This window comes from Ruegeria sp. K3 (assembly GCF_056531845.1).
In genome coordinates this window covers 26600-48958 of sequence record NZ_JBQFMM010000012.1, presented here as the reverse complement: position 1 = coordinate 48958, position 22359 = coordinate 26600, and the positions used below count along the sequence as shown (strand labels likewise).

Annotated in this window: 19 protein-coding genes; 8 read left to right on the top strand and 11 right to left on the bottom strand. The window is 55.7% G+C overall.

Going from position 1 to position 22359, the window contains the following annotated elements:
• Positions 1-128: 128 nt before the first annotated feature.
• The 5 genes from ACR0MP_RS18750 to ACR0MP_RS18730 form a co-directional block, all read right to left on the bottom strand.
• A complete protein-coding gene (locus tag ACR0MP_RS18750; protein WP_170596175.1) occupies positions 129-1934 on the bottom strand; it encodes an ABC transporter ATP-binding protein in 1806 nt (601 codons plus the stop codon).
• 1 nt (position 1935) lies between these two features.
• Positions 1936-2865 carry an ABC transporter permease subunit gene (locus ACR0MP_RS18745; RefSeq protein ID WP_170407802.1) on the bottom strand — a complete coding sequence of 310 codons (930 nt, stop codon included), beginning with the start codon at positions 2863-2865 and terminating at the stop codon, positions 1936-1938.
• A gap of 10 nt (positions 2866-2875) precedes the next feature.
• Entirely contained in the window at positions 2876-3799 is a 924-nt protein-coding gene (gene oppB, locus ACR0MP_RS18740) for an oligopeptide ABC transporter permease OppB (RefSeq protein ID WP_170394485.1), read from the bottom strand.
• Positions 3800-3865: 66 nt separating this feature from the next.
• The gene (locus ACR0MP_RS18735; RefSeq protein WP_480887547.1) at positions 3866-5494 is read right to left on the bottom strand and encodes a peptide ABC transporter substrate-binding protein; all 1629 of its coding nucleotides are present in this window, start codon (positions 5492-5494) and stop codon (positions 3866-3868) included.
• A gap of 391 nt (positions 5495-5885) precedes the next feature.
• Positions 5886-7121 carry a lytic murein transglycosylase gene (locus ACR0MP_RS18730; RefSeq protein ID WP_480887545.1) on the bottom strand — a complete coding sequence of 412 codons (1236 nt, stop codon included), beginning with the start codon at positions 7119-7121 and terminating at the stop codon, positions 5886-5888.
• A gap of 132 nt (positions 7122-7253) precedes the next feature.
• On the opposite strand from ACR0MP_RS18730, the gene ACR0MP_RS18725 reads away from it, so the two are divergent.
• The 6 genes from ACR0MP_RS18725 to ACR0MP_RS18700 are packed head-to-tail and all read left to right on the top strand — an operon-like array spanning position 7254 to position 13778.
• A complete protein-coding gene (locus ACR0MP_RS18725) occupies positions 7254-8216 on the top strand; it encodes a cytochrome ubiquinol oxidase subunit II (RefSeq protein WP_170407810.1) in 963 nt (320 codons plus the stop codon).
• Positions 8213-10303 (top strand): cbb3-type cytochrome c oxidase subunit I, encoded by a 2091-nt coding sequence (locus ACR0MP_RS18720; protein WP_170407812.1) that lies wholly within the window; start codon positions 8213-8215, stop codon positions 10301-10303. The genes ACR0MP_RS18725 and ACR0MP_RS18720 overlap by 4 nt, the downstream gene beginning before the upstream one ends.
• Positions 10300-10932, top strand: coding sequence for a cytochrome c oxidase subunit 3 (locus ACR0MP_RS18715; RefSeq protein WP_170635842.1), 633 nt, complete (start codon positions 10300-10302; stop codon positions 10930-10932). Before ACR0MP_RS18720 ends, ACR0MP_RS18715 begins: the two co-directional genes overlap by 4 nt.
• The gene (locus ACR0MP_RS18710; protein WP_255612219.1) at positions 10925-11251 is read left to right on the top strand and encodes a cytochrome o ubiquinol oxidase subunit IV; all 327 of its coding nucleotides are present in this window, start codon (positions 10925-10927) and stop codon (positions 11249-11251) included. Before ACR0MP_RS18715 ends, ACR0MP_RS18710 begins: the two co-directional genes overlap by 8 nt.
• A gap of 35 nt (positions 11252-11286) precedes the next feature.
• The gene (locus ACR0MP_RS18705) at positions 11287-12264 is read left to right on the top strand and encodes an HlyD family secretion protein (RefSeq protein WP_170407817.1); all 978 of its coding nucleotides are present in this window, start codon (positions 11287-11289) and stop codon (positions 12262-12264) included.
• Positions 12261-13778: a DHA2 family efflux MFS transporter permease subunit gene (locus tag ACR0MP_RS18700; protein WP_170407819.1), complete on the top strand. Its 1518-nt coding sequence runs from the start codon at positions 12261-12263 to the stop codon at positions 13776-13778. The genes ACR0MP_RS18705 and ACR0MP_RS18700 overlap by 4 nt, the downstream gene beginning before the upstream one ends.
• On the opposite strand, the gene crcB is transcribed toward ACR0MP_RS18700, so the two are convergent.
• Both crcB and ACR0MP_RS18690 read right to left on the bottom strand, forming a co-directional pair.
• On the bottom strand, positions 13775-14137 hold the full coding sequence (gene crcB, locus ACR0MP_RS18695) for a fluoride efflux transporter CrcB (RefSeq protein WP_170407821.1): 363 nt from the start codon (positions 14135-14137) through the stop codon (positions 13775-13777). The genes ACR0MP_RS18700 and crcB overlap by 4 nt on opposite strands.
• Positions 14134-14541 (bottom strand): fluoride efflux transporter FluC, encoded by a 408-nt coding sequence (locus tag ACR0MP_RS18690; RefSeq protein WP_255612218.1) that lies wholly within the window; start codon positions 14539-14541, stop codon positions 14134-14136. The genes crcB and ACR0MP_RS18690 overlap by 4 nt, the downstream gene beginning before the upstream one ends.
• A gap of 216 nt (positions 14542-14757) precedes the next feature.
• Between ACR0MP_RS18690 and ACR0MP_RS18685 the strand changes: the two genes are divergently transcribed.
• Entirely contained in the window at positions 14758-16338 is a 1581-nt protein-coding gene (locus ACR0MP_RS18685; RefSeq protein WP_170407824.1) for an FMN-binding glutamate synthase family protein, read from the top strand.
• A gap of 6 nt (positions 16339-16344) precedes the next feature.
• Here ACR0MP_RS18685 and ACR0MP_RS18680 read toward each other — a convergent pair whose 3' ends face one another.
• From ACR0MP_RS18680 to ACR0MP_RS18665, 4 genes are read right to left on the bottom strand one after another with little or no spacing between them, the layout of a single operon-like run.
• The gene (locus ACR0MP_RS18680) at positions 16345-17001 is read right to left on the bottom strand and encodes an ABC-type transport auxiliary lipoprotein family protein (protein WP_170407827.1); all 657 of its coding nucleotides are present in this window, start codon (positions 16999-17001) and stop codon (positions 16345-16347) included.
• A complete protein-coding gene (locus ACR0MP_RS18675; protein ID WP_170394518.1) occupies positions 16998-18314 on the bottom strand; it encodes an MlaD family protein in 1317 nt (438 codons plus the stop codon). The genes ACR0MP_RS18680 and ACR0MP_RS18675 overlap by 4 nt, the downstream gene beginning before the upstream one ends.
• A 5-nt stretch (positions 18315-18319) precedes the next feature.
• Complete coding sequence (locus tag ACR0MP_RS18670; RefSeq protein WP_170407830.1) at positions 18320-19135, bottom strand: ABC transporter ATP-binding protein; 816 nt, start codon at positions 19133-19135, stop codon at positions 18320-18322.
• Position 19136: 1 nt separating this feature from the next.
• Positions 19137-20261: an ABC transporter permease gene (locus ACR0MP_RS18665; protein ID WP_170735890.1), complete on the bottom strand. Its 1125-nt coding sequence runs from the start codon at positions 20259-20261 to the stop codon at positions 19137-19139.
• 396 nt (positions 20262-20657) lie between these two features.
• On the opposite strand from ACR0MP_RS18665, the gene aspT reads away from it, so the two are divergent.
• Positions 20658-22343, top strand: a complete 1686-nt coding sequence (aspT, locus tag ACR0MP_RS18660) for an aspartate-alanine antiporter (RefSeq protein ID WP_480887542.1) — start codon at positions 20658-20660, stop codon at positions 22341-22343.
• The last annotated feature ends 16 nt before the right edge of the window (positions 22344-22359 follow it).

Here is a 22359-nt window from a genome sequence, read left to right as displayed (position 1 = left end):
TCTGCCATTAACTTAAGGGCAGAGTCAAAACGAAACACGACCGAAAGCTGGATCAATGAACCAATCCACTAATCACTTTTTCAATAAAGTTTAAAACGCGCCCGATAGATTGGATCGGGCGCGTAAGCTTATGCATTGGCCATAATCGCCTCAAGCGGATCGTGTTCGGCGACGAAGTGATCCGGGGCAATCTCACTGAGTTGAGGTACATAGTCGGTCTCACCCATAGACAATCTGCTGGGCAAAAAGCGCAAAGCTGCTTTCGGATCCATGGGAGAAGGCAATTCTCCAGGCAGTTTAAGCCGTTGGCGGCTGCGCTCGACATCCGGATCAGGGATCGGAACCGCCGAGATCAGGGACTGAGTGTAAGGATGTTTCGGTTCGGAGCAGATCACTTCACCATCGCCCAATTCAACGATGCGGCCCAGATATAGAACCATGATCCGGTTCGAAACCGCACGTACCACAGACAAATCGTGGCTGATGAAGATCATCGATAGGCCAAACTCTTGTTGCAGTTCACGCAACAATCCTACGATCTGGGCTTGAATGGACACATCCAGCGCAGAGACTGCCTCGTCACAGATAATCAGTTTTGGTTTGTTGATCATGGCACGCGCGATTCCAACACGCTGGTTTTGCCCCCCGGATAGTTCGTGCGGATATCGGTTGATCATGTTGGCCTTCAAGCCAACACGCTCCATCATCTCGGCGACCAACTCTTTGCGTTCCCGCTCGGTCAGATCCGGGCGATAGGTTTTCAGCGGTTCCGCGATCGAGGCCGAGATCGTCATCCGTGGATCAAGGCTCGCCAGCGGGTCCTGAAACACGATCTGCAGGTCCTTGCGGTACTTGTTCAACTCGGCCCGTTTCAGCCCGACGATCGGATGCCCCAGCCAGCTGACATTACCCGCGCTGGGTTCGATCAGTTGCAGCACAGCCCGGGCCAGCGTGGATTTGCCACAGCCGGATTCTCCAACAACACCCAGGGTCTCGCCCTTTCGAATGTCGAAACTCACGCCATCTACGGCTTTCAGCGGCACCTTATGTCCAAAAAGACCGCCCGAGACATGGATCGGGAAATGCACCTTGACGTCATCCACTTTCAGTAACGGTTCTTCCGTCTGCGTAAGAGCTTTCGGAGCATCGCCCGCATCAATTCGCGGCATAGCCTCAAGTAGCGTTCGGGTATAATCATGCTGAGGAGAACGAAAGACTTCGCGCGTGTCACCGGCCTCGACAAACTCACCCATACGCATGACTTGAATATTGTCGCACATGCGCGCAACAACGCCCATGTCATGGGTGATCAGAGCTATGGCCGTACCTTCATCCTTTTGCAACCGTACCATCAGGTCCAGAATGTCGGCCTGAACGGTCACATCCAACGCGGTTGTGGGCTCATCCGCAATCAGCAACTTGGGATTGCACAGCATCGACATGGCGATCATCACGCGCTGGCGCATGCCGCCAGACAATTCATGTGGATATTGATCCAGCCGCCGTTTCGCTTCGGGGATGCGAACGCGATTCAGCCAGTCAAGGCAACGTTGGCGGGCAGCCGAGCCCTGCAAACCTTCGTGAACCTGTAGCACTTCGCGCATCTGCTGGCCGACCCGCAGATGTGGGGTCAGGGCGGTCAGCGGATCCTGAAAGATCATGCCGACGTCTGAGCCACGGATCTTGTTGATTTTGTTCACAGGTAGATTCAAGATTTCCTGACCATTCAGCAAAGCAGAGCCAGACGCATGGCCAGCGGAGGGCAACAGCCCCATTGCTGCCATGAACGTCTGGCTTTTGCCTGAGCCACTTTCGCCGACGATGCCCAGACATTCGCCGGGATTAATATCGAAACTGATGCCCTTTACAGCTTCAACCACGCCGTCGGGTGTATCAAATCGAACGCTCAGGTCCTTGACAGAAAATAGACTCATATCAGCGATCCTTCGGGTCCAAAGCGTCGCGTAGCCCGTCACCGATGAAGAACATGGTGATGATGATGGCGACATAAAAAGTAAGAGGGAACATCAGCTGCCAGAGCGTGCCATACGCCATGGTGCCAGCCCCTTCGGCAATCAGCCGGCCCAACGAGGTGTAGGGTTCCGATATTCCGAGGCCCAGGAACGAGATGAAGCTTTCCGTCAGGATCATCTCGGGCACCAGTAACGAAGCGTACACGATCACAACGCCCAACAGGTTGGGCAGAATGTGACGGTACATGATGGTAAATTCGCTGACACCGGCGGCGCGCGCGGCTTCGATAAACTCGCGGTTCTTGAGGGTCAGGGTTTGCCCACGAACAATCCGTGCCATCGTCAGCCAACCAACAGCGCCCAAGGCGATGAACAGCATGAAAAAGGATCGTCCCGCCACGACAAGCAGCAAAATGATGATCAGTGTTGCCGGAATTGCAAGCAGGATGTCCACGAACCGCATCATGGCACTGTCGGTGCGCCCGCCAATATATCCAGCGGTGATGCCATAGCAGGTGCCGACGATCAGAGCGGTCGCGGCCCCGATCAAACCGACCAGCAGCGATGTGGTGGTGGCCTGAATGACACGGCTGTATAGGTCGCGCCCCAGATCATCGACGCCGAAATAGTGTCCGGTTTCGATGGATGGCATCCCCATGCCGCGCACGTCCCCCATGACGTTCCAATCGATCTCTTCATTGTTCCAGACCGCGAAGTAAGGCCCAACAATCGTGAACAACACGATCAGACCCAAAATGAAAACGCTGGCCATTGCGGCCTTGTTGCGGACAAAACGTATCCGTGCGTCCTGCCAAAGCGAGCGCCCCTGAATGACCGTGTAATCAGTGATTTCCTCGGCCAGATGGGCGGCTTTTTGTGATTTTCCAAGCATTGCCTGCCCCTCAGTATCGGATTTTTGGATCGAACCAGGCATAAGCCAGGTCGGTCAGAAGGTTCACAACCACGGTCAACGCGCCGTAAAGAATGGTGACCCCTAGCAGCACAGCATAGTCGCGAGACAAAGCCGAGCCGACATAGGCCTGCCCCAGACCACCGGTTGAGAAATAGATGTCGACAAAAACCGAACCGGTCAGAACGTAGACAAAAACCGGCCCGAGGTACGAGACAACGGGAAGCAATGTCGGCTTAAGCGCATGGCGCCAGATCACGGTTCTTGTCGGCAATCCCTTGGCCCGTGCAGTTCGAATGAAGTTCGAGTTCAGAACCTCCAGCATCGATGACCGCGTAATCCTTGCGATTGAGCCCATGTAGGAGGTCGCCAACGCAATCACCGGCATCACCAGATACTGCCATTGACCGCCATGCCAGCCGCCACCCGGCAGCCACCCCAACCACAGGGTAAAGGTCAGGATCAGGATCGGCCCCATGATGAAGTTCGGAAGCGCCTGAGCGGCGATACCCAGACCCACCGCAAAGTAGTCAATCCAGCTGTTGTGTTTGATTGCAGCGGCAATTCCAAGCGCGACGCCAACGGATGTTGCCACCAGAAAGGACAACGAACCATAGGTTAGCGAAATCGGGAAACCCTGCGCGATGATGTCGTTCACATCCCGATCCTTGAATTTGAAGGACGGTCCGAAATCAAAATGCACCACGATGTTGTACAGATAGTCCCAAAGCTGTTTCCACAGCGGTTGGTCCAATCCATAACGCGCCTCGATATTGGCCAGAACCTGCGGCGGCAATGGCCGTTCCGAGGTGAATGGCCCGCCAGGCGCGATGTGCATGAGGAAAAAGCAGGCGACGATCAATAACAGGATCGTCGGAATAGCGACCAGCAGCCGCTTTATACTGTAGGCAAGCATTTCATGCCCCCGTGTTTATTGGCCCTGCCCCGGATGTCTCCGGGGCAGGGCGTGGTTCAAAGACGATTATTCAGCGAGCTTGTAGAGGTTCTTCGAGTACCAGTTCTGCTCGACGTTGTTCACCGGCCAGTTGCCTACATCGCTGTCCATCATATAGACGCCTGCGTAGTGATAGATCGGGATCACAGGCGTTTCGTGGGCGATGATGCGTTCAACTTCGGTGTAAAGCGGAGCCGGATCGTCCGAGGTTTTGGCCTCGGCCAGCAGCTCATCAACGCGCGCGTTGGCATATTTGCCGTCATTATAGCCCGAGTCCGACTGCAGCAGGTCCAGGAAGGTCGACGCTTCGTTATAGTCTCCGCACCAAGCACCACGTGCCAGCTCAAAGTTTTGGTTGCCGCGCTCCTCGAGGAAGACTTTCCACTCCATATTTGCCAGTTCGGCGTTCACGCCAAGCTTCTGCTTCCACATCTGGCTCAGCGCAACGGCGACCTTCTTGTGGTTTTCCGCGGTGTTATAAACCATCTGGAAGCTCAGAGGGTTGTCAGGCCCATAACCTGCTTCTGCTAGAAGCTCCTTCGCCAACTCGTCGCGTTCGGCTTGGGACATGGATGCCATTTCAACGGCCGGGACGGTGAAGCCTGCGGTTGCTTCGGGGGCGAAGGTGTAGGCTTCGGGCTGACCGCCTGCCATCACTTTTTCGGTGATGATCGCACGATCAACGGCCAGTGACAGGGCTTGGCGGACGTTCGGGTCCTTGAAAGCCTCGGGGCCACCATCAGACAGATTGAAGGTGTAATAATAGTTGCACAGGCGTGGGAAGCTGATGGCTTCTACGGGGTGCTCTTCCTTCAGACGTGGGTACTGGCCGGCTGGAATTTCGGTGCGGTCCAGTTCGCCAGCCAAATAGCGGGTCAGGGCGACGTTTTCATCATTGATGACCAGCGCCACGACCTTGTCGATGATGGTGTTATCGTTGTCCCAATAGGCGGTGTTGCGTTCACGTACCGAGCGTTCTTGCGGCAGGTGCTCGGTCAGAACATATGCGCCGTTCGAGACGATGTTTTCCGGTTTGGTCCAGGCGTCACCAAATTCTTCGATCACTTTCTGCGGTGCCGGGAAGGTTGTCGAATGTGTGGTCATCTGCGGGAAATAGGGAAGGGGGGCGCTCAGGCGGACTTCCAGCGTTTTGTCGTCGATGGCTTTGACACCCAACTCATCTACCGGTTTTTCGCCCGCGATGATCTCGGCAGCGTTTTCGATCGACATCAGTTCCATGAACCACGCATAGGGCGACGACAGTTCGGGATCGACGGCGCGCTTCCAGGCATACACAAAGTCACCTGCGGTCACCGGATCACCATTCGACCACTTCGCTTCATCGCGCAGGGTAAAGGTGTAAACGTCCTTGGTATCGTTGACCGAGAATTCGGTGGCGACACCAGGAACCAGGTTACCGTCCTCATCCTGATTCATCAGGCCTTCAAACAGATCGCGAACAATTTCTGCACCCGACACATCTTCTACGACTTGCGGGTCGACCGAGCTGTGTTCATCGAGAATCCGATAGGTGAAGGTCTGATCGTCGGCCAGGGCTTCTCCGGTTTCGGGATGTGTACCGGCAGCAATTGCAGCACCGGTAATGATGGTCGAGGACAACAGTCCTGCCAAAGAGGTTCTGATTATTTTGTTCATGTGTTTACTCCCATTTTGTATGGTTTCGAACGTCCAAACCGCATTCGCGGTGGGCGCTTGTCTGCCATTTTGTCTCCGGCAATTGTCTGGACTTTACCTTGATCTAGATCGTGCCAAGATCGATAATTTCGGCATTCATGCATCAGGCAATGTCGGAGATCCGAATGCGAAAGCTATCTTTCACTGCCCATGAACCTGTCAGTTTTGAAGCAAAGGTAAAGGGTTTTGCGGTGGGTGAAGACCACAAAGGCTGATTAGAACCGCAGCCGGCGGAGGTGTTAAAATTTTATTTTGAAACGCTTCGTGGCAGTGACATTTTCGTGAAGCTCAACATATCACCGTGGGTGAATGTGTTCGCAGTGATGCTCGTAAATGGCGAATCAGTACGCTGCTACGGCTTCAGAACGGCCTTCAATGAGGCATCGGGGAAGCAGGTTGGTGTGCTTCCAGAAGCCTCTTGCCAGCGCCCGATCGAGCGTCGGGTTTTGTATCCGGGCAGGCCATCGACGCCACCGACGTCATGACCCTGTTGAACAAGCACCTGCTGCATGCTGGCGACATCTGAACGATAGAGATTGCCGACATCGCCCCAACGACCCCGAAAATCGCCAACTCCGTATCGGATGCGATCACCGACATGTCCCACAAACAGCGCATAAAGGTCGCTGGTGTTATAGTCTTTGAGGACATAGAAATTGGGCGTTACGATAAAGGCCGGACCGCTACGACCGGCAGGCATCATAAGATAGCCCTCGGCATCAAGTTCATGTGCCGGAAAAGGTTTGCCGGAAACGCGATTTACGCCCATGGCGACCCAATCGCGGATCAACCGCCCCTGATCAGGGCCCTCCAACGCGCAAGAAACGGTCGTGGGTAGGATAACTTCGAACCCCCAGTCGCGGCCTGTCACCCATCCGTGCTCGTCAAGATACGCGCCGATCGATGCAATCGTGTCCGAGGCTGAGCCCCAGATATCAGTTCGGCCATCCCCATCGCCATCGCGCGCGTAAGTCAGAAAATTTGTGGGCATAAACTGAGGCTGCCCCAAGGCACCCGCCCAACTGCTTTTCAGTGCGTGGCCTTGGCCGTGACCGGATTCAGCGATCTGTAGCGCAGCAATCAGTTCAGCCGTGAAATACTCTGCCCGTGTGCTCATGAACCCTTTGGTGCCCAGCACCTGAAACGCATTATGGCGGATCGGGACTTGTCCGTATCCGCTTTCGCGGCCCCAGATGGCCAGTATGATTCGGGCGGGTACGCCGGTTTCTGTCTCGACACGTGATAGCGTGTCCGCGTGGCGCTTAGCCATCTTGCGACCGACGGAGGTGGCACCCTGGACTGATCCGGCATTGAAATAACGACCAGGTGAGCCGAACTCGGCCTGCCGTTGTTGCTTGGGTGTCTTTTTAGAGCTGCCCGGCGGAACCAGGTCAGGAAGGTCCCAGTTTAGTGTTACCCCGTCAAAGGCACTTTGGAATGTGCGTTTCGAAACGCCCTTGGCTTTTGCCTGAGGCCATATGGTCTGTTGCAGCCAGCTCTGAAACTGACGCTCAACCGCAGCGCGATCCTGCGCGGCCGAAGGGGCCGCAAGACAAAGCAGGGAGAGGAGAGCAAGAACCAAACGCATATGATTGGTCTCGCGCGCGCTTGACCTCATGTCAACAGCGGCGGCGCAGGGTGATTTTGGAAAAGTTCTTGAGAAAATCCGTGACTCTGCCGATAGTTGCCGGGAAACCCCGCCGCAAGAGGATCATCAGGTGTGACCTTGTCTCGGATACATTCAGTCGCTGTGCCAGCCTTGGTGATCTTTGTTGCTCTGTTGTTGACGGCTGAGTCTGCCGGGGCGAGTGATAGCTTCATGGACCCCCAAGGCCCGATTGCAGCTGTGCAAAAGACACACCTTTTGCGCGCGACGGCTCTTATCCTGATCGCTGTGATACCGGTTCTGGCTCTGGTGCCGCTGATTGCCCTGCGTTATCGCCGACGTAAGGGTGGAAATGCTGCATACACGCCGCATTGGGATTTTTCGGCGAAGCTTGAATTTCTGATGTGGGGCGTCCCGGTCGTGATCGTGATGATCCTGTCTTTCTATCTCTGGAAAGCGACACATCGTCTTGACCCTTATTCGGCCCCTTTTGGAGAAGAGCCTGCCCTAAATGTGCAGGTGGTTGGCCTCGATTGGAAATGGCTGTTCATCTATCCAGATCATGGCATCGCAACGGTGGGAGAACTGGGCATACCGATCAAACAGCAAGTTGCGATGACGCTGACCACAGACACGGTGATGCAGTCGTTTATGATCCCGGCGCTGGCAGGGCAAATCTATGCCATGCCGGGGATGACGACTCGGCTACACCTGGTGGCAGACTCGCCTGAGACGATGCAAGGCGAGAACACACAGTATAATGGCCGAGGATTCACAAAGCAGAAATTCCTGGCGCAAGCCATGCAGCCCGAGGATTTTCAGGCATGGGTCGCCAGTGTAAAAGCGCATGGCATACCGTTGACCGAAAGCACTTATCGGACGTTGGCGATGCGTACGGATCGGGATGAGGTGCAGGCGGCATTGGGCACAGAACTCATGCCGCTGAATGCGCTTTATTTCACGCTGGAAGAGGGCGACCTGTTCCATTCGATCCTGCGTCGTTACCACAGCGGAGAGCCTCTGCAGTTGGATCAGCAACCCGGAACGGCTGAATACGGGCAGGAGGCAAGCCAATGACAAATGCCGAGACCGGCTTCTTCGGTCGCCTGAGTTGGGATGCATTTCCCATTGCTGGACTGATCCAGAATCCTGGCGCAAATGAGATCATTGCAAACGCTGCTGCTGCCATTGTGATCGTGGGCGTAGTGGTAGTGATTGGCATCCTGACGTGGTTCCGGTTGTGGGGCCCGCTCTGGCGCGATTGGCTGACCAGCGCTGATCACAAGAAGATCGGCATCATGTACATTGTCTTCGCCATCGTCATGCTGGCGCGGGGCGTCTTGGAAGGCGTGGTGATGCGGGCCCAACAGGCGGCGGGACCGGGGGACGGATTTCTGGAACCCGAGCATTTCGCGGAACTGTTTAGCACTCATGGCACCATAATGGTGTTCTTCGTCGCGGTACCTTTTGTCTTTGGCGTCGCTAATTACATAATTCCGCTCATGATAGGCGCGCGCGACGTGGCCTTTCCGGTGATGAACCAGATCGGGCTTGGTCTGACCGTCTCGTCCGGGCTAATGCTGATGGTCTCGCTGGTGGTGGGCGAATTCTCAACAGGTGGTTGGACCGCCTATCCGCCCTATACCGGGGCCGCGTTCAATCCCGGCGTTGGGCCGGATTACTGGATCTGGGCCATCGTGGTCTCTGGCGTGGGCACAACACTGACTGGCATCAACTTTGCCGTCACGATCTACAAGCTGCGTGCGCCGGGGATGAAGTTCATGCGGTTGCCTATGTATTGCTGGACGATAATCTGCAGCTCGATTCTGATCATCTTTGCCATGCCCCCCCTTGGCGTAGCTGCATTGTTGCTGGCCGCGGATCGCTATCTCGATTTCCACTTCTTCACCAATGACCTTGGCGGCAACATGATGAACTATGCCAACCTGTTCTGGCTGTTTGGCCACCCCGAGGTCTACCTGTTGGTCCTGCCTGCATATGGTATCTATTCCGAGGTCTTTGCCACCTTTTCGGCCAAGCGTCTCTATGGTTACAACTCACTGGTCATCGCAACAATGTCGATTGCGGTCATGTCCTTCACGGTTTGGTTGCATCATTTCTTCACCATGGGGCAAAGCGCTCTGATCAACGCGGTGTTCGGGATTGCCACGATGCTGATCGCCATTCCGACCGGGGTAAAGGTCTATGACTGGATGGCGACTCTGTACCGTGGGCGCATTCGATTCTCGGTCCCGATGCTTTATGGCCTTGCGTTCTTGATGTTGTTCGTCATCGGCGGCCTCAGCGGAGTGGTTCTTGCCAATCCAACCGTCGACTATCAGGTCCATAATACGCTGTTTCTGGTTGCGCATTTCCACAACGCGTTGCTACCAGGTGTGCTGTTCGGGTTGCTCGCCGGCTATAACTACTGGTTCCCAAAGGCCTTTGGGTTCCGTCTAAACGAGTTCTGGGGCCGCGTTTCGGTTTTCTGCTGGACGGTTGGGTTTCTGCTGACCTTCATGCCGCTCTACTTCGTTGGTCTGATGGGCATGCCCCGCCGGTCGTTCAGTTGGGAGGATCCCAGCTTTCACCCCTACATGATCACCGCCGCCATAGGATCGCTAGTGATTACTTGCGGGTTGCTTTCGATCCTGGTCCAATTGTGGGTCAGTATACGCGACCGAGAACAGACCCGCGCACCGGTCGGTGATCCTTGGGACGGGCGCACGCTGGAATGGTCGATCCCGTCTCCGCCGCCACCCTACAACTTCGCTATTATTCCGCAGGTTAGTGACCGCGATGACTTTGCTGCAGCTAAGGAGCGCGGACAAGCCTATCCTGCACCCGCGGCCTACGAAGATATCGAGATGCCGCGCAACACCGGCATCGGGTTTATCCTCTGCGTGCTCAGTGGCATCTGGATGTTCTCTCTGGTCTGGTGGATCTGGTGGCTGGCAGCACTGATGACCATCGCGATGATCCTCGCCATTATCATCTGGAGTTTCGACACCAGCACCGAGGTCATCATCCCCGCCGAAGAGGTCCGCAAAGAACACGAGGCGTGGTTGGCGCTGGTCCACAGCACCGCCGCTGTGGATCGCGATCATGAAAGTACACCGGAAAATCGCGGCCTCGCCCGCCCGGATATGGAGGCCGTGACATGAGGCGCGCACCCAAGCACAGCTATCCGGGGATAAACCTCGGCGAGGACCACGCCAGCGCCCACAAGGCGACCGAGGTCGTCACTTTCGGCTTCTGGGTCTTCCTGATGAGCGATCTGGTCTATTTCGGCCTGATGTTCGCGATCTATATCACCATGATAGACGCGCAGGCCGGCGGTCCAGGCCCGCATGAGCTGTTCGACCTGAAAAGCATCTTTGCCCAGACTCTCATTCTGCTGACCAGCAGTTTGACCGTCGGGCTGGCGATGTTGGCGTTGAAATACAACCTGCCTCGGGTACGGATCGTGCTGTGGTTCGGAGTGACTCTGTTGCTGGGGCTCAGTTTTCTGGTTTTGGAAATCCGTGATTTCATGAACATGGCAGCCCAAGGCGGTATCCCACAGCGTAGCGGGTTTTTGTCGGCCTTCTATGGTCTCGTACCGCTCCACGGCTTGCATGTTGCAGCCGGGTGTCTGTGGCTAATCGTGCTGGGTATTCAGCTGCGTATGTTCGGGCTGACCGATCTGCTGATGTCGCGTATGGTGCGGTTGGCGCTATTCTGGCATTTCCTCGATCTTATCTGGATCGGCATAATAACCATCGTGTATTTCGGAGGGCTGGCTTATGGATAAACGATCCGAGATGCATCACCGCGAACGGCGGCGTTACGTGATTGGCTATGGTGGGTCACTGCTGCTCACGCTGGTGGTATTTGTGATCGCCTATCATTTCGGTATTGAAACACCAGGCGTCTATATGACCATAGGCCTTCTGGGGTTGGCACAACTGGTTGTTCAACTGATCTATTTTCTACACATCGACCGCCGCCGCAGCAGCCGAGAGGATCTGGACCTGGTTCTGTTCTCGACACTTGTTCTGCTGATTATCATCGGCGGGACAGTTTGGATTCTGGGCAATCTGGCCATGCGCATGCATATGCAGGTGATGTGAGGTCGCTCGCTTAGGCACCAAAAAGGAAGCTGCTTATGAAGTCATTCAAGGCAATTGCCGCCGCAGGGATCCTGGTCACGATTGCTGTTGGATTGTTCCTTTTCTGGCGGCATGAAGAGCGGTATCCGTCAACAAAAGACGCCTATATCGGCGCGAATATCATCTATGTGGCCGCACAGGTGACCGGGCAGGTTTCAGACGTTGCGGTGGTCGAAAACCAGCCGGTCAATGCAGGCGATTTGCTATTCTCGATTGATCCGACACAGTTCCAAGCCTCGGTCGATCAGGCCAAAGCTAATCTGGACAGTGCCATTCAGCAGGCTGACTCCTTCTCGAACCAGATCACCGCTGCACAGGCCGCTGTCGAAAGCGCCAACTCTTTCTACGAAACGGCTCAGAGCAATCTTGAACGCGCCCGAGCTTTGTTTTCGGACGGGGACCTCGCGCAGGCCTCGCTGGACCAAACTACATCCGAATTCGCACAGGCTTCGGCCCGGTTGACCACCAGCCGGTCCGAGCTTTCCGCATTGCAAAGTGGTCTCGCGGCCCGGCAGGACAATGTGTTGTCCTCACAGGCTGCGTTGGAAATCGCGCAGGCCGATCTTGTCTGGACCAAGGTCTATGCCGCGGCCGATGGCTGGATCGCAAATCTGACGCTGCGGCCAGGGTCGTCTGTCTCGGCCAATGCGCCGCAATTTTCCATTGTCGAGTCGTCTGACTGGTGGGTCGATGCAAATTTCAAGGAAACATCACTGCCACGCATCCGACCCGGTCAGCCGGTCACAGTGCAGGTGGATATGCTTCCAGACACGACCCTGACCGGCAAGGTTGCGTCGATCGGTCGAGGCTCGGGCGATACGTTTTCGTTGTTGCCGTCCGAAAACTCCAGCGGCAACTGGGTCAAGGTCACTCGACGTTTCCCGGTGCGGATTGAGCTTGATCCAACTGATGCTCCGCTACGTGTAGGAGGCAGCAGCAAAGTTACGGTGGATACAACCGGAACCAGCCAATGACTGATGCCGGCCATATCAATCGCGTGATTGTCGTGGCCGTCGTGCTCAGTGCAATTCTCGAAGTTCTGGACAGTACCATCGTCAATGTTGCGTTGCCGCATATTCAGGCGGCTTTTGGGGCCACAACCGATCAGGCGACATGGATCTTAACCAGCTATATCGTCTCAGCCGTTGTGGTCATGCCGCTGACCGGGTTTGTCGCGCGTCGGGTCGGGCGGCGCAGGCTGATCCTGACTGCGGTCACGGGTTTTGCCACAATGTCTGTCATGTGCGGCCTGTCATGGAGTCTTCAGACTATCGTCGCGTTCCGCCTGGCGCAGGGGATGTTCGGCGCGTTCCTGATCCCGTTGTCGCAGTCCATCCTGTTTGATGCCTTTCCGCGCGAAAAACGGGGGCAGGCCATGGCGGTCTTTGGCTTGGGCGTCGTGGTCGCACCAGTGTTGGGCCCAACTGTAGGCGCAGTCCTGACAGAGTATTTTTCGTGGCGAATGGTGTTTTTCGTCAACCTTCCGGTCGCTGCCATGGCCCTGCTGCTTTTGGCGGGCGAGTTGCCGGACGACAAAACCGAAGAGGTGCGCATCGACTGGAAAGGTCTGGCGCTGCTGGCACTTGGCATCGGATGCCTTCAATTCATTCTTGACCAAGGTGAGACCAAGGACTGGCTGTCATCGAGGATGATACAGCTGGCGCTGATCGCTTCGGTTCTTGGGGCGCTGGGGTTCATAGTCCATTCTCTGACATCCCGGCATTCTGTCGTTGATTTGCGCCTTTTTGCGGATCGCAACTTTGCCCTGTGCAACCTGGTGATAGCGGGGTTCGCGATCTCATTGTTTGGCGGGATCGCCATACTGCCAACCTTTGTGCAAAGCCTGCTCGATTACCCCGTGATCGAATCCGGTCATTTGTTCATACCGCGCGGGATCGCCGCAGGTGCATCGATGGTGCTGACCGGGGCCGTACTGGTCACCCGGTTTGATCCACGAGTTTTAGCCGGGTTGGGGATGCTGTTGACAGCAGTGGGGAATTTCATGTTGGGCACACTCAACCTCGACGCCGGTTTCTGGCAACTGGCTTGGCCGGGCTTTGTCAGTGGTCTGGGGATGGGGCTGGTGTTTGTGCCGATGTCTATTCTGGCATTCGAGAGCATCAGTAAATCAAGGCAGGATGAGGCCTCGGGCCTATTCAACGTCACCAGGCAGCTTGGCTCTTCGGTAGGTATTTCATTGGTGGGGACTTGGGTCGTGCGAGGCCTGCAAACCAATACGGCAGTGCTCAGCCAGAATGTGACACCCTACAATCCTGCTGCACAGGCTTATCTTGCGCCGCTGGGGCTGACACCCGATAGCGCCCAGGGCGCCGCCATTTTGGGACAAGAGATTGCTCGGCAGGCCGAGATGATCTCGTACCTTACAGTATTCAACAATCTTGGACTGCTGGCGTTGGCCACGATCCCACTGTTGTTCTTCTGCCGCGCGCCCAGGCCCGACCAAAGGGCTGCAGCACCCGTTCACTAGCGCGTCAGAACAAGGCCCAGCCATAGCGCGAACCAGCACAAGACGAGGCTGAGAGCGATGTTACCGGCAGCAAATACGATCGTCCGTTCACGGTGCAATTGCAGCGATTGATAGGCGAAGCTTGAGAATGTGGTGAAGCCGCCGCAAAACCCGAATACAAGGCGTTTTTCCTCTTCACCCATTTCTGCAGAGCCACCCAGATAACCAATCCATAGACCCAGCAGAAGGCTGCCCAGAACATTCACGATCAGGGTCGAGTACGGCAGATCATGCGTCACCCGAAGCGCCAGCCAATGCCGCAGTACAGCCCCCAATCCTCCGCCCAATGCGAACATGGCATGCAGATACAAGGTCGTCATTCCGATGTTTCCCGGGAATGATGCCGCCGACCCAGCGCTTCCCCAAGAACCGCCGCCGTAAGACCAAATGCGATCTCCGCGCTTACGGCGATAACCACAAACCAATTCCCGGTTTCTGCCAGTCTTTCCAGCTCGGCGACGAATGAGGAAAACGTCGATAGCCCACCGCAAAATCCAACGGCCCCTAGATGCAGGACGTGGGCGTGGACACGATTTCGAATGGCATAGAGCCAACCTAGAACGAAACAGGCCGCAACATTGATGCCGAAAGTCGCGGTTAGGAACGGAGCGCCGGGGATCTCCAGCGAAAATAGCTCGCGCAGCAACGACCCTGCAGCACCCCCCACAAAGACGGCTGTATACATCAGGGCGCGATGCCCGAATACAGGCGCTGTTTTCGACACTGCGGTTGATCCTGCTCTGACCAGCGTTTCATTTTGCATACAGACTGCTTTTGCTTGGTTCAACCGGCCTCGCTAACCCAACCGTTATCTTTGTTTGATTAGCAAGGGCTTGCGCAAACAGGTCAATTTGTTCCACGTTCTGGATGAAGAGCAGGGTCATGGACCCAATGTCCATTCAAAGTCACGCTGTCACAGCGCTACTCAGGGAGATAGGAAATGATTGTTCGCAGGCTTTACTATTTCCTCAGCTATGTCTGCTTGCCTTTGACTTTGCTTTGGGGTTTTTTCTGGCCACCCGCACACTGGTTGCTGATCATACTGATCCCCTATGCGGTTGTCGGTCTCTACGATATGCTGACAACCAAGCATAATGTGCTGAACAACTACCCGGTACTGGGTCACTTCCGATATATGTTGGAGTTTGTCAGCCCTGAAATCCGGCAGTATTTCGTTGAAACCAATGAAAGCGGGCGGCCCTATAATCGGATCATCCGCAGTCTGGTCTATTCCCGCGCCAAGGGGCAGGTGGATACTCAGGCGTTTGGCACTCAGTACGATATCATGACGGTAGGTTATCACCGCGCTGATCACTCGCTATCCCCCAAGCACGTCGAAGAGAGCGAAGAACGGGTGATACTGGGCGGCCCTCAGTGCGACAAACCCTACAATGCGTCGCGTCTGAACGTATCAGCAATGAGTTTCGGTGCACTCAGCGCCAACGCAATCCGTGCTTTGAATGGCGGTGCAAAAGATGGGGGTTTTGCGCATAACACGGGCGAAGGCGGACTGTCCCCCCACCATCTGGCAGAAGGTGGAGACATCATCTGGCAAATCGGAACAGGGTATTTTGGATGCCGCACGCCTGAAGGTGGGTTCGATAAGGACCTGTTTGCCGAAAAGGCCAAGAAAGATGTCGTCAAAGCGATCGAGATCAAACTATCGCAAGGGGCGAAGCCGTCTCATGGCGGGGTCCTACCGGCAGCAAAGGTGGATGAAGAAATCGCCGAGATTCGTGGGGTTCCAGTACATCAGGATGTGATTTCCCCACCTATTCATTCGGCCTTTGATGGACCGAATGGATTGATGCATTTCGTTCAGCATCTGCGAGAGATGTCAGGTGGCAAGCCCGTGGGCTTCAAACTGTGCATCGGTCGTCGATCCGAGTTTATGGCGATTTGCAAAGCGATGTTGGAAACTGAGATTCTGCCTGACTTCATCACGGTGGACGGCGCGGAAGGGGGCACTGGCGCTGCCCCGGTCGAGTTCACCAACCGATTGGGGATGCCGCTTAACGAGGCACTGATCTTTGTAAACAACTGTCTGCGCGGTATTGGAGTCCGCGACAAGATGAGGGTGATCTGTTCGGGCAAAGTGGCCACTGGGTTCGATATGGTCGAGAAATTCGCTTTGGGTGCGGATATGTGTAACGCGGCGCGGGCGATGATGTTTGCGGTGGGGTGCATTCAGGCGCTGCATTGCAACACCAACAGGTGCCCCTCGGGGGTAGCGACGCAAGATCCGATCCGTGGGCGGGCGGTGAATGTGCCACAGAAACGACAGCGCGTGCATCGGTTTCATGACGCGACGCTTGAAAGCTTCCGCGAGATATTAGGGGCTATGGGCAAAGCAAAAGTTTCCGACCTGCGCCCTGCCGACATCCGGCGCCGAAATGCGGATGAACGAGAGCGGTCTTATGCCGAGCTATACAGCTTTCTGGATGACGGCTCTCTGTTGGGCAAGACCATCCCTGAAGAGTTCGCCGCTGACTGGCAAGTCGCCTCAGCGAGCCAGTTCTAGCGACCACTAGCTAGGTCTTGATCGCGGGTTATTGAGCGTATGCGTATGGATTTTGCGGATGCTCCATTCCACGGCATCCCGCATTGTCTTGCCCAAGGCGATATCAAAGGCCTCAACCAGTTCGGGTGTTTTATCGCTGGTCGCCAGCACTGCTTCCTGGAATGAGCTTGAAGCGATGATCTTGTCCTCATACTCATCGATGATCTTGATATTGATGCGCACTTCTACGCGGACCGTTTTCGTGTCTTCGGTTTCGCTGATGACGATGCCCTGAAATTCGCGCAGATCAGGCGCGATCACATAGTCCGCTCTCAGGCCTACGGTCGAACGTCCTACGGCCGCGACCTTGCCGGAATTTTCATAGCTTTCGACCATCAGCGCCTGCACAATTAACGGAGCGCGATCCACCCATCGGGCCCGCGGCAGATACTGAACCTGAAGCAAGGTGGGCTGCACGGCGATCTGATCGGTGTTCACGGCCGCCGTCGCTGTGGGCTCTTCGACAACGATCTGTTTTTGGATTCGCGGCAGCGATGACGAGAACGTGCTTTTGGGTGTCAGCAAATACAAGTCATTGGGCTTAGAAGCCTGCCGCAGCGTGCCCAAGCCCGTGCAGCCCGTCAAAGCGGCCAAAACCAGAGTCAATATTAAGGGCCGTATCATTGACGAAACTCCGATGCTTGGGTGCCTAACAAAAAGCGGGCCGGGTCGCGTTCGACCTTGTCGACCAATCTATCCAGACTGATGACCAGACGCTGTGATTCCTCGATGAACCGGATGAACTGAGGCAACCCAACGCGCAAGAAGTCCGAAACCTGACGGCGGTTGTCCTGAACGATCCCGTCGATGGTTCCCAGCAGATCCGACGCCGATTGGGAGGCGCTGAGAACATCGTCGGAAATCTTGTCAATCTTTTCGGTGATATTCGAGACGGTTTCCGCAACCTGATTGGCCGCCTTACTCACATCTTCAGCGACAGGTGAGATATCCTCGTCCATCACGCGGTTTGCCGAGTCAAACGCCCTCTCTGCTGAATCGAGCGCCCCTTTGGCTGAATCCATAGTCGATGTAACCGATTCTAGGGTGGTGTTTGCATTCAGAACAGTCTCGCTGATTACCTCAAGCGTAACGCTGCCTTCATCTGACAGCCGAGTCAGCCTTTCGGCCAGGATTGACCCGCGTTCGATAAAGGGCCGGATATCTTCCTGAATCACGCTTTCAGCACTGGCAATGGCGTTATTTGCAGTCTCTAGCGTTGTTTTGGCGGATTCTGAGGTCTCTTTGATGCTCTTCAGCGTGTCCGTTCCTGTGCTCAACGTCGTCTCGGCCGTGTTCGCCAACGTATCCAGTCTCTTGGTAAATTCTCCAACGTCTTTGGCCGCACCGCCCAAATCGGACGAGAGCGACTGGAAATCCGTCAGAGTTTTATCGAGCTTGCCCGACGCTTCTGCCAGATTGTTCAGGATATCCGACACCGCCTTTCGGTTTTTGTCATCAACAACCGAATTGAGGTTCTCCAACAGGGTGACCGCCTTTTCCAGAACCTCTGGCGCACCCTCAAGCAAGGATTGAATCGAACTGCGCTTGCTTGGGATGACACTGTTCTGGGCCAGCCTTTCTGCGGTTGGAGACCCGCCGGAAAGCTCAACATAAGCAACCCCTGTCACACCCAGAGATTGCAACTGTGCGATGGTTTCTTTGGTAACAGGGATGTCGGCATCAACCTCAAGCCGCACTCGCACCTTTGACGGGTCATCTTTGTCCAAGTCCAGGGAAACCACCTGACCCACGGGCAAGCCGTTGTAATTTACGCCACCTGCAGCCGACAGGCCCGAGACATTGTCGAACAACACATCATAATAGGCGTATTGCCGAGTCACTTCGAATTTGGCGAGCCACAGAAAGAACCCGAAGGCACCAAGGATGCCCGCCAGGGTGAACGCACCGATCAGGATGTAATTCGCTCGGGTCTCCATCGCCTCTACCTGTCCTGCCCCTTCTGTTGTGCCGCACGGGCGCGGGGGCCTGTGAAATATTCCTGAACCCAAGGATGGTCGACCTTGGTCATCTCTTCTATCGGACCTTCAACCAGCACGCGTTTTTCCGCAAGTACCGCGACGCGATCACATATGGCATAAAGGCTGTCCAGATCATGCGTTACCATGAACACGGTCAGCCCCAACGTGTGCTGAAGTTCCCCGATCAGGTCATCATATGCGGCGGCCCCGATCGGGTCCAACCCGGCAGTTGGTTCGTCCAGAAAAACGATTTCCGGGTCCAGCGACAGGGCGCGGGCCAACGCAGCGCGTTTGCGCATTCCACCGGACAGTTCCGAGGGGAACTTGCTGCAACTTAGTTGAGGCAAGCCAACGAGACTGATCTTCAGCCCACCTAGTGCGGCCATCAATTTTTCACTGATACCCGTGTGCTCGCGCAGAGGCGCCATCACGTTCTGCAATACAGTCAGTGAGGAAAACAGCGCACCGTCCTGAAATGCCACGCCCCAGCTTCTTTCGATCCGCTGACGTTCTTCTTCGGGGCCATTAAGAACATCGACGCCAAGAACCTCAATACTTCCCGACTTGGGCTTGTTCAGCCCGACGATCGTACGCAAAAGCACGGACTTCCCAGTGCCCGATCCACCGACAACACCCAGCACTTCACCGCGCCAGACATCGAGGTTGAGGTTATCGTGGACCACTTGCTCGCCGAACTGGTTGGTTAAATTGCGCACACGAATAACGGCCTCGCGTTTCGTGTCGGATCGGGGCTTGTCCTGAAGCGCGGCTCCATCCATGTCAGATCCCCAACTCTGAGAAGAAGATCGAAAACAGGGCGTCGATGGCGATGACCATAAAGATCGATTGCACGACCGAGGCTGTCGTCCGCTGACCAACGCTTTCGGATGAACCTTTGACCTGCATAGCCTGCCAGCAGGCAATGACACCGATCACCAGTGCAAAGAACGGTGCCTTGATCATCCCGACGGCAAGTTGTGCGACGCCGGTATTTTCCTTCAACCGGGTCAGGAACATGCCGGGGCTGACACCGAGGTCGATCCAACTCATCAACGCTCCGCCGATCAGGCCAGCCATATCGGCAACAAAGCCAAGAATGGGCAACATGATCAACAGCGCCAGAACACGGGGAATGACCAGAACTTCAATCGGATCCAACCCCAGGGTGCGCATCGCATCAATCTCTTCCTGCACCTTCATCGAGCCAATCGAAGCCGTAAAAGCCGAACCGGAGCGACCAGCGACGATGATTGCTGTCAGCAGGATACCAAGCTCACGCAGGATCGAGATGGAGATCAATTCGACAACAAAGATCTCAGCCCCGAACTGTTTCAACTGCGTCGCGCCCTGAAAGGCCAGAACGACGCCGATCAGGAAACCCATCAAGGACACAATCGGCAGCGCCTTGAAGCCGACTTGCTCCATCTGTGACACCAACGCAGCACGACGCAGTCGCCATGGCATGATCAGAGTCCGGACCAATCGATGCAGAGTAAGGCCAAGAAAGCCGATGATTGATAATGTGTCCTTCCAGGCGCCAAAAGTTTTTTGCCCAATCCGGGCAACCCAATTCACAAAGCCATGCGGCGGCAGTTCTTCTCCTGTAACCTCGGGTATGTTGTGCGATACTGTTTCGATCAATGACGAATGTGCAGGGGCCAACCCTTCGAGTTGGACCTGAGCGCCCTCACTTCCCATCCGCTGCACCAGATTGGCGACTAGCCAGGCCCCTCCGGTATCCAGCGATTCAACTTGCGACATGTCCACAATGACATCTTGGCCGTTGGGCTTTTGGGCGGCAAAACCCGCTTCGACACGATCCAACGATTGAGTGCGCAGATCTCCGGCAAGGCGGATACAAACGCCGGTTGCGCTGGTCTCGGAAATAATCGTCGGCCGTGTCATAGCGGTATGTGATGGCAAACACCGGGTCGCTGCAATGGATTTGTTCGAACCCCTCAGGATTTTGCGCCCGCGCATTGCGGTAGAGCGACAGTGAAGCCCATGGTTCCGGCTCTGGAGCAGGCAGAGCGGGCGAGCCATGCGTTTCGCGTGTTTGCATTGTGGCGCAGGCTCAGTCAGGGTGTTCTGAATGAGGGCGGACAAGCAGAACTATTAATATTCAGATAATTATAGACAAATGTCCTTTGTAAGGTATCGTGAGGCCGAAGTTTTCCTGTTGCGGTTGTGTGTTCGAACAGGCGGCTTGGTCGGGCAGCAAGTGGGCCAATTGGGCGCTTCTTCACCTTGTCTCCGGCTTTTGCCTCAAATGCCTGTCAGGCGCGGATTGAGAGGTGATTGATGGTCGATTGGCTGGTGCATATTCTTCAAAACTACCCTGAATTGGCGGTGTTCCTGTCCATCGGTATCGGCTTTCTCGTTGGTCCCTGGAAACTGATGGGGTTCAGTCTGGGCACGGTCACGGCAACGTTGTTGGCGGCAGTGGTGATCGGGCAGGCCCAGATTGAAATCGACTCGGCGGTCAAATCGACTTTCTTCATCTTGTTCATCTTTGCTGTGGGCTACGGTGTCGGACCTCAGTTCATCCGCGGCCTGAAAGCAGACGGCGCGCGCGAGGTGTTCTTTGCGCTCAGCGTGCTCGCACTTTGCCTTGTAATCCCGATCATCGCAGCCAAGGTCGCGGGTCTGGAACTTGGCTATGCCGCGGGGCTTTATGCCGGATCGCAGACGATTTCAGCGGCGATCGGTGTTGCCACCGACCAAATCGGCCAGCTGGGCCTGTCGGCGGAACAGGCCAAAACCTATGCGAACCAGATTCCGATTGCCTATGCGGTGACCTATATTTACGGCACAATCGGGTCGGCCATCATTCTGGCCAAGATCGGCCCGCGTCTGATTGGCGTCGATCTGGTCGCGGCCTGCAAGGAATATGAGGCTAAGCTGGGTGGCACGACGTCGGTTGAAAACGGTGATGGCATCGTCTCGGCATATCGCGCGATCGAGGCGCGGGCCTTTGAGATCCCAGAAGGTAGCGATTTGCTAGGGCAACCAGTCAAAGATCTGATGCCCGGTATCCGCATCTATGCCGAACGCCTGAGACGCGACGGGAAGATCATAGAGGTAGATGATAACACCGTATTGCAGGCCGGAGATGTTGTGATGTTCTCAGGCCGCCGCGCTGATCTCGTGAGTTTGCTTGAGACCAATCTTACAGAAGCTGACGCGCCTGATCTGCTGAGCATACCGTCGGAAAAACTGGATGTGCTGATCACCAGCAAAGAGGTTCATAACAAGACGCTTGAAGAGCTAAGCAAACTGTCGATCGCGCGGGGCATTTATGTCTCGAAACTGATGCGAAACATGCAGGATTTGCCGCTGCTACCCGGGACAGTCGTGCATCGTGGTGACATCGTCACAATTCAGGGCAGCAAGCGGCATGTCGAGGCCGCAGTTGCCCAGATTGGCTATGCCGACCGCCCGGTAGACACCACGGATCTGGCCTTTGTAGGCTGGGGGATTTTCATCGGCGGCATCATTGGAACATTGTCAGTCATGATGGGTGGTTTCCCGATCAGCCTTTCCACTACCGGAGGCGCGCTGCTGGCTGGGCTGGTGCTGGGTTGGCTGCGTACGGTGCACCCGACCTTTGGGCGCATCCCGGGGCCGGCACTGTGGTTGATGAACACGCTGGGCCTGAACGTCTTTATCGCGGTGATAGGGATCACCGCAGGGCCGGGATTTGTCGCGGGACTGCAACAGGCCGGTATTGCGCTGCTGCTATGGGGAATCGTCGCGACTTCGCTACCAATGATCTTTGCAGTTTACGTCGGGCATTACGTATTCAAGTTCCACCCGGCTATTCTGTTTGGTGCTTGCGCAGGCGCACGCACCACCACTGCCGCGTTGGGTATGATCCAGGAAGCCGCGCAAAGTCGCATCCCGGCGCTTGGCTACGGAATGCCGTATGCGATCGGAAATACACTATTGACCATCTTCGGGATGGTCGTTGTTTTGATCCTAAGCTGATTTGGAGAGGTTCACG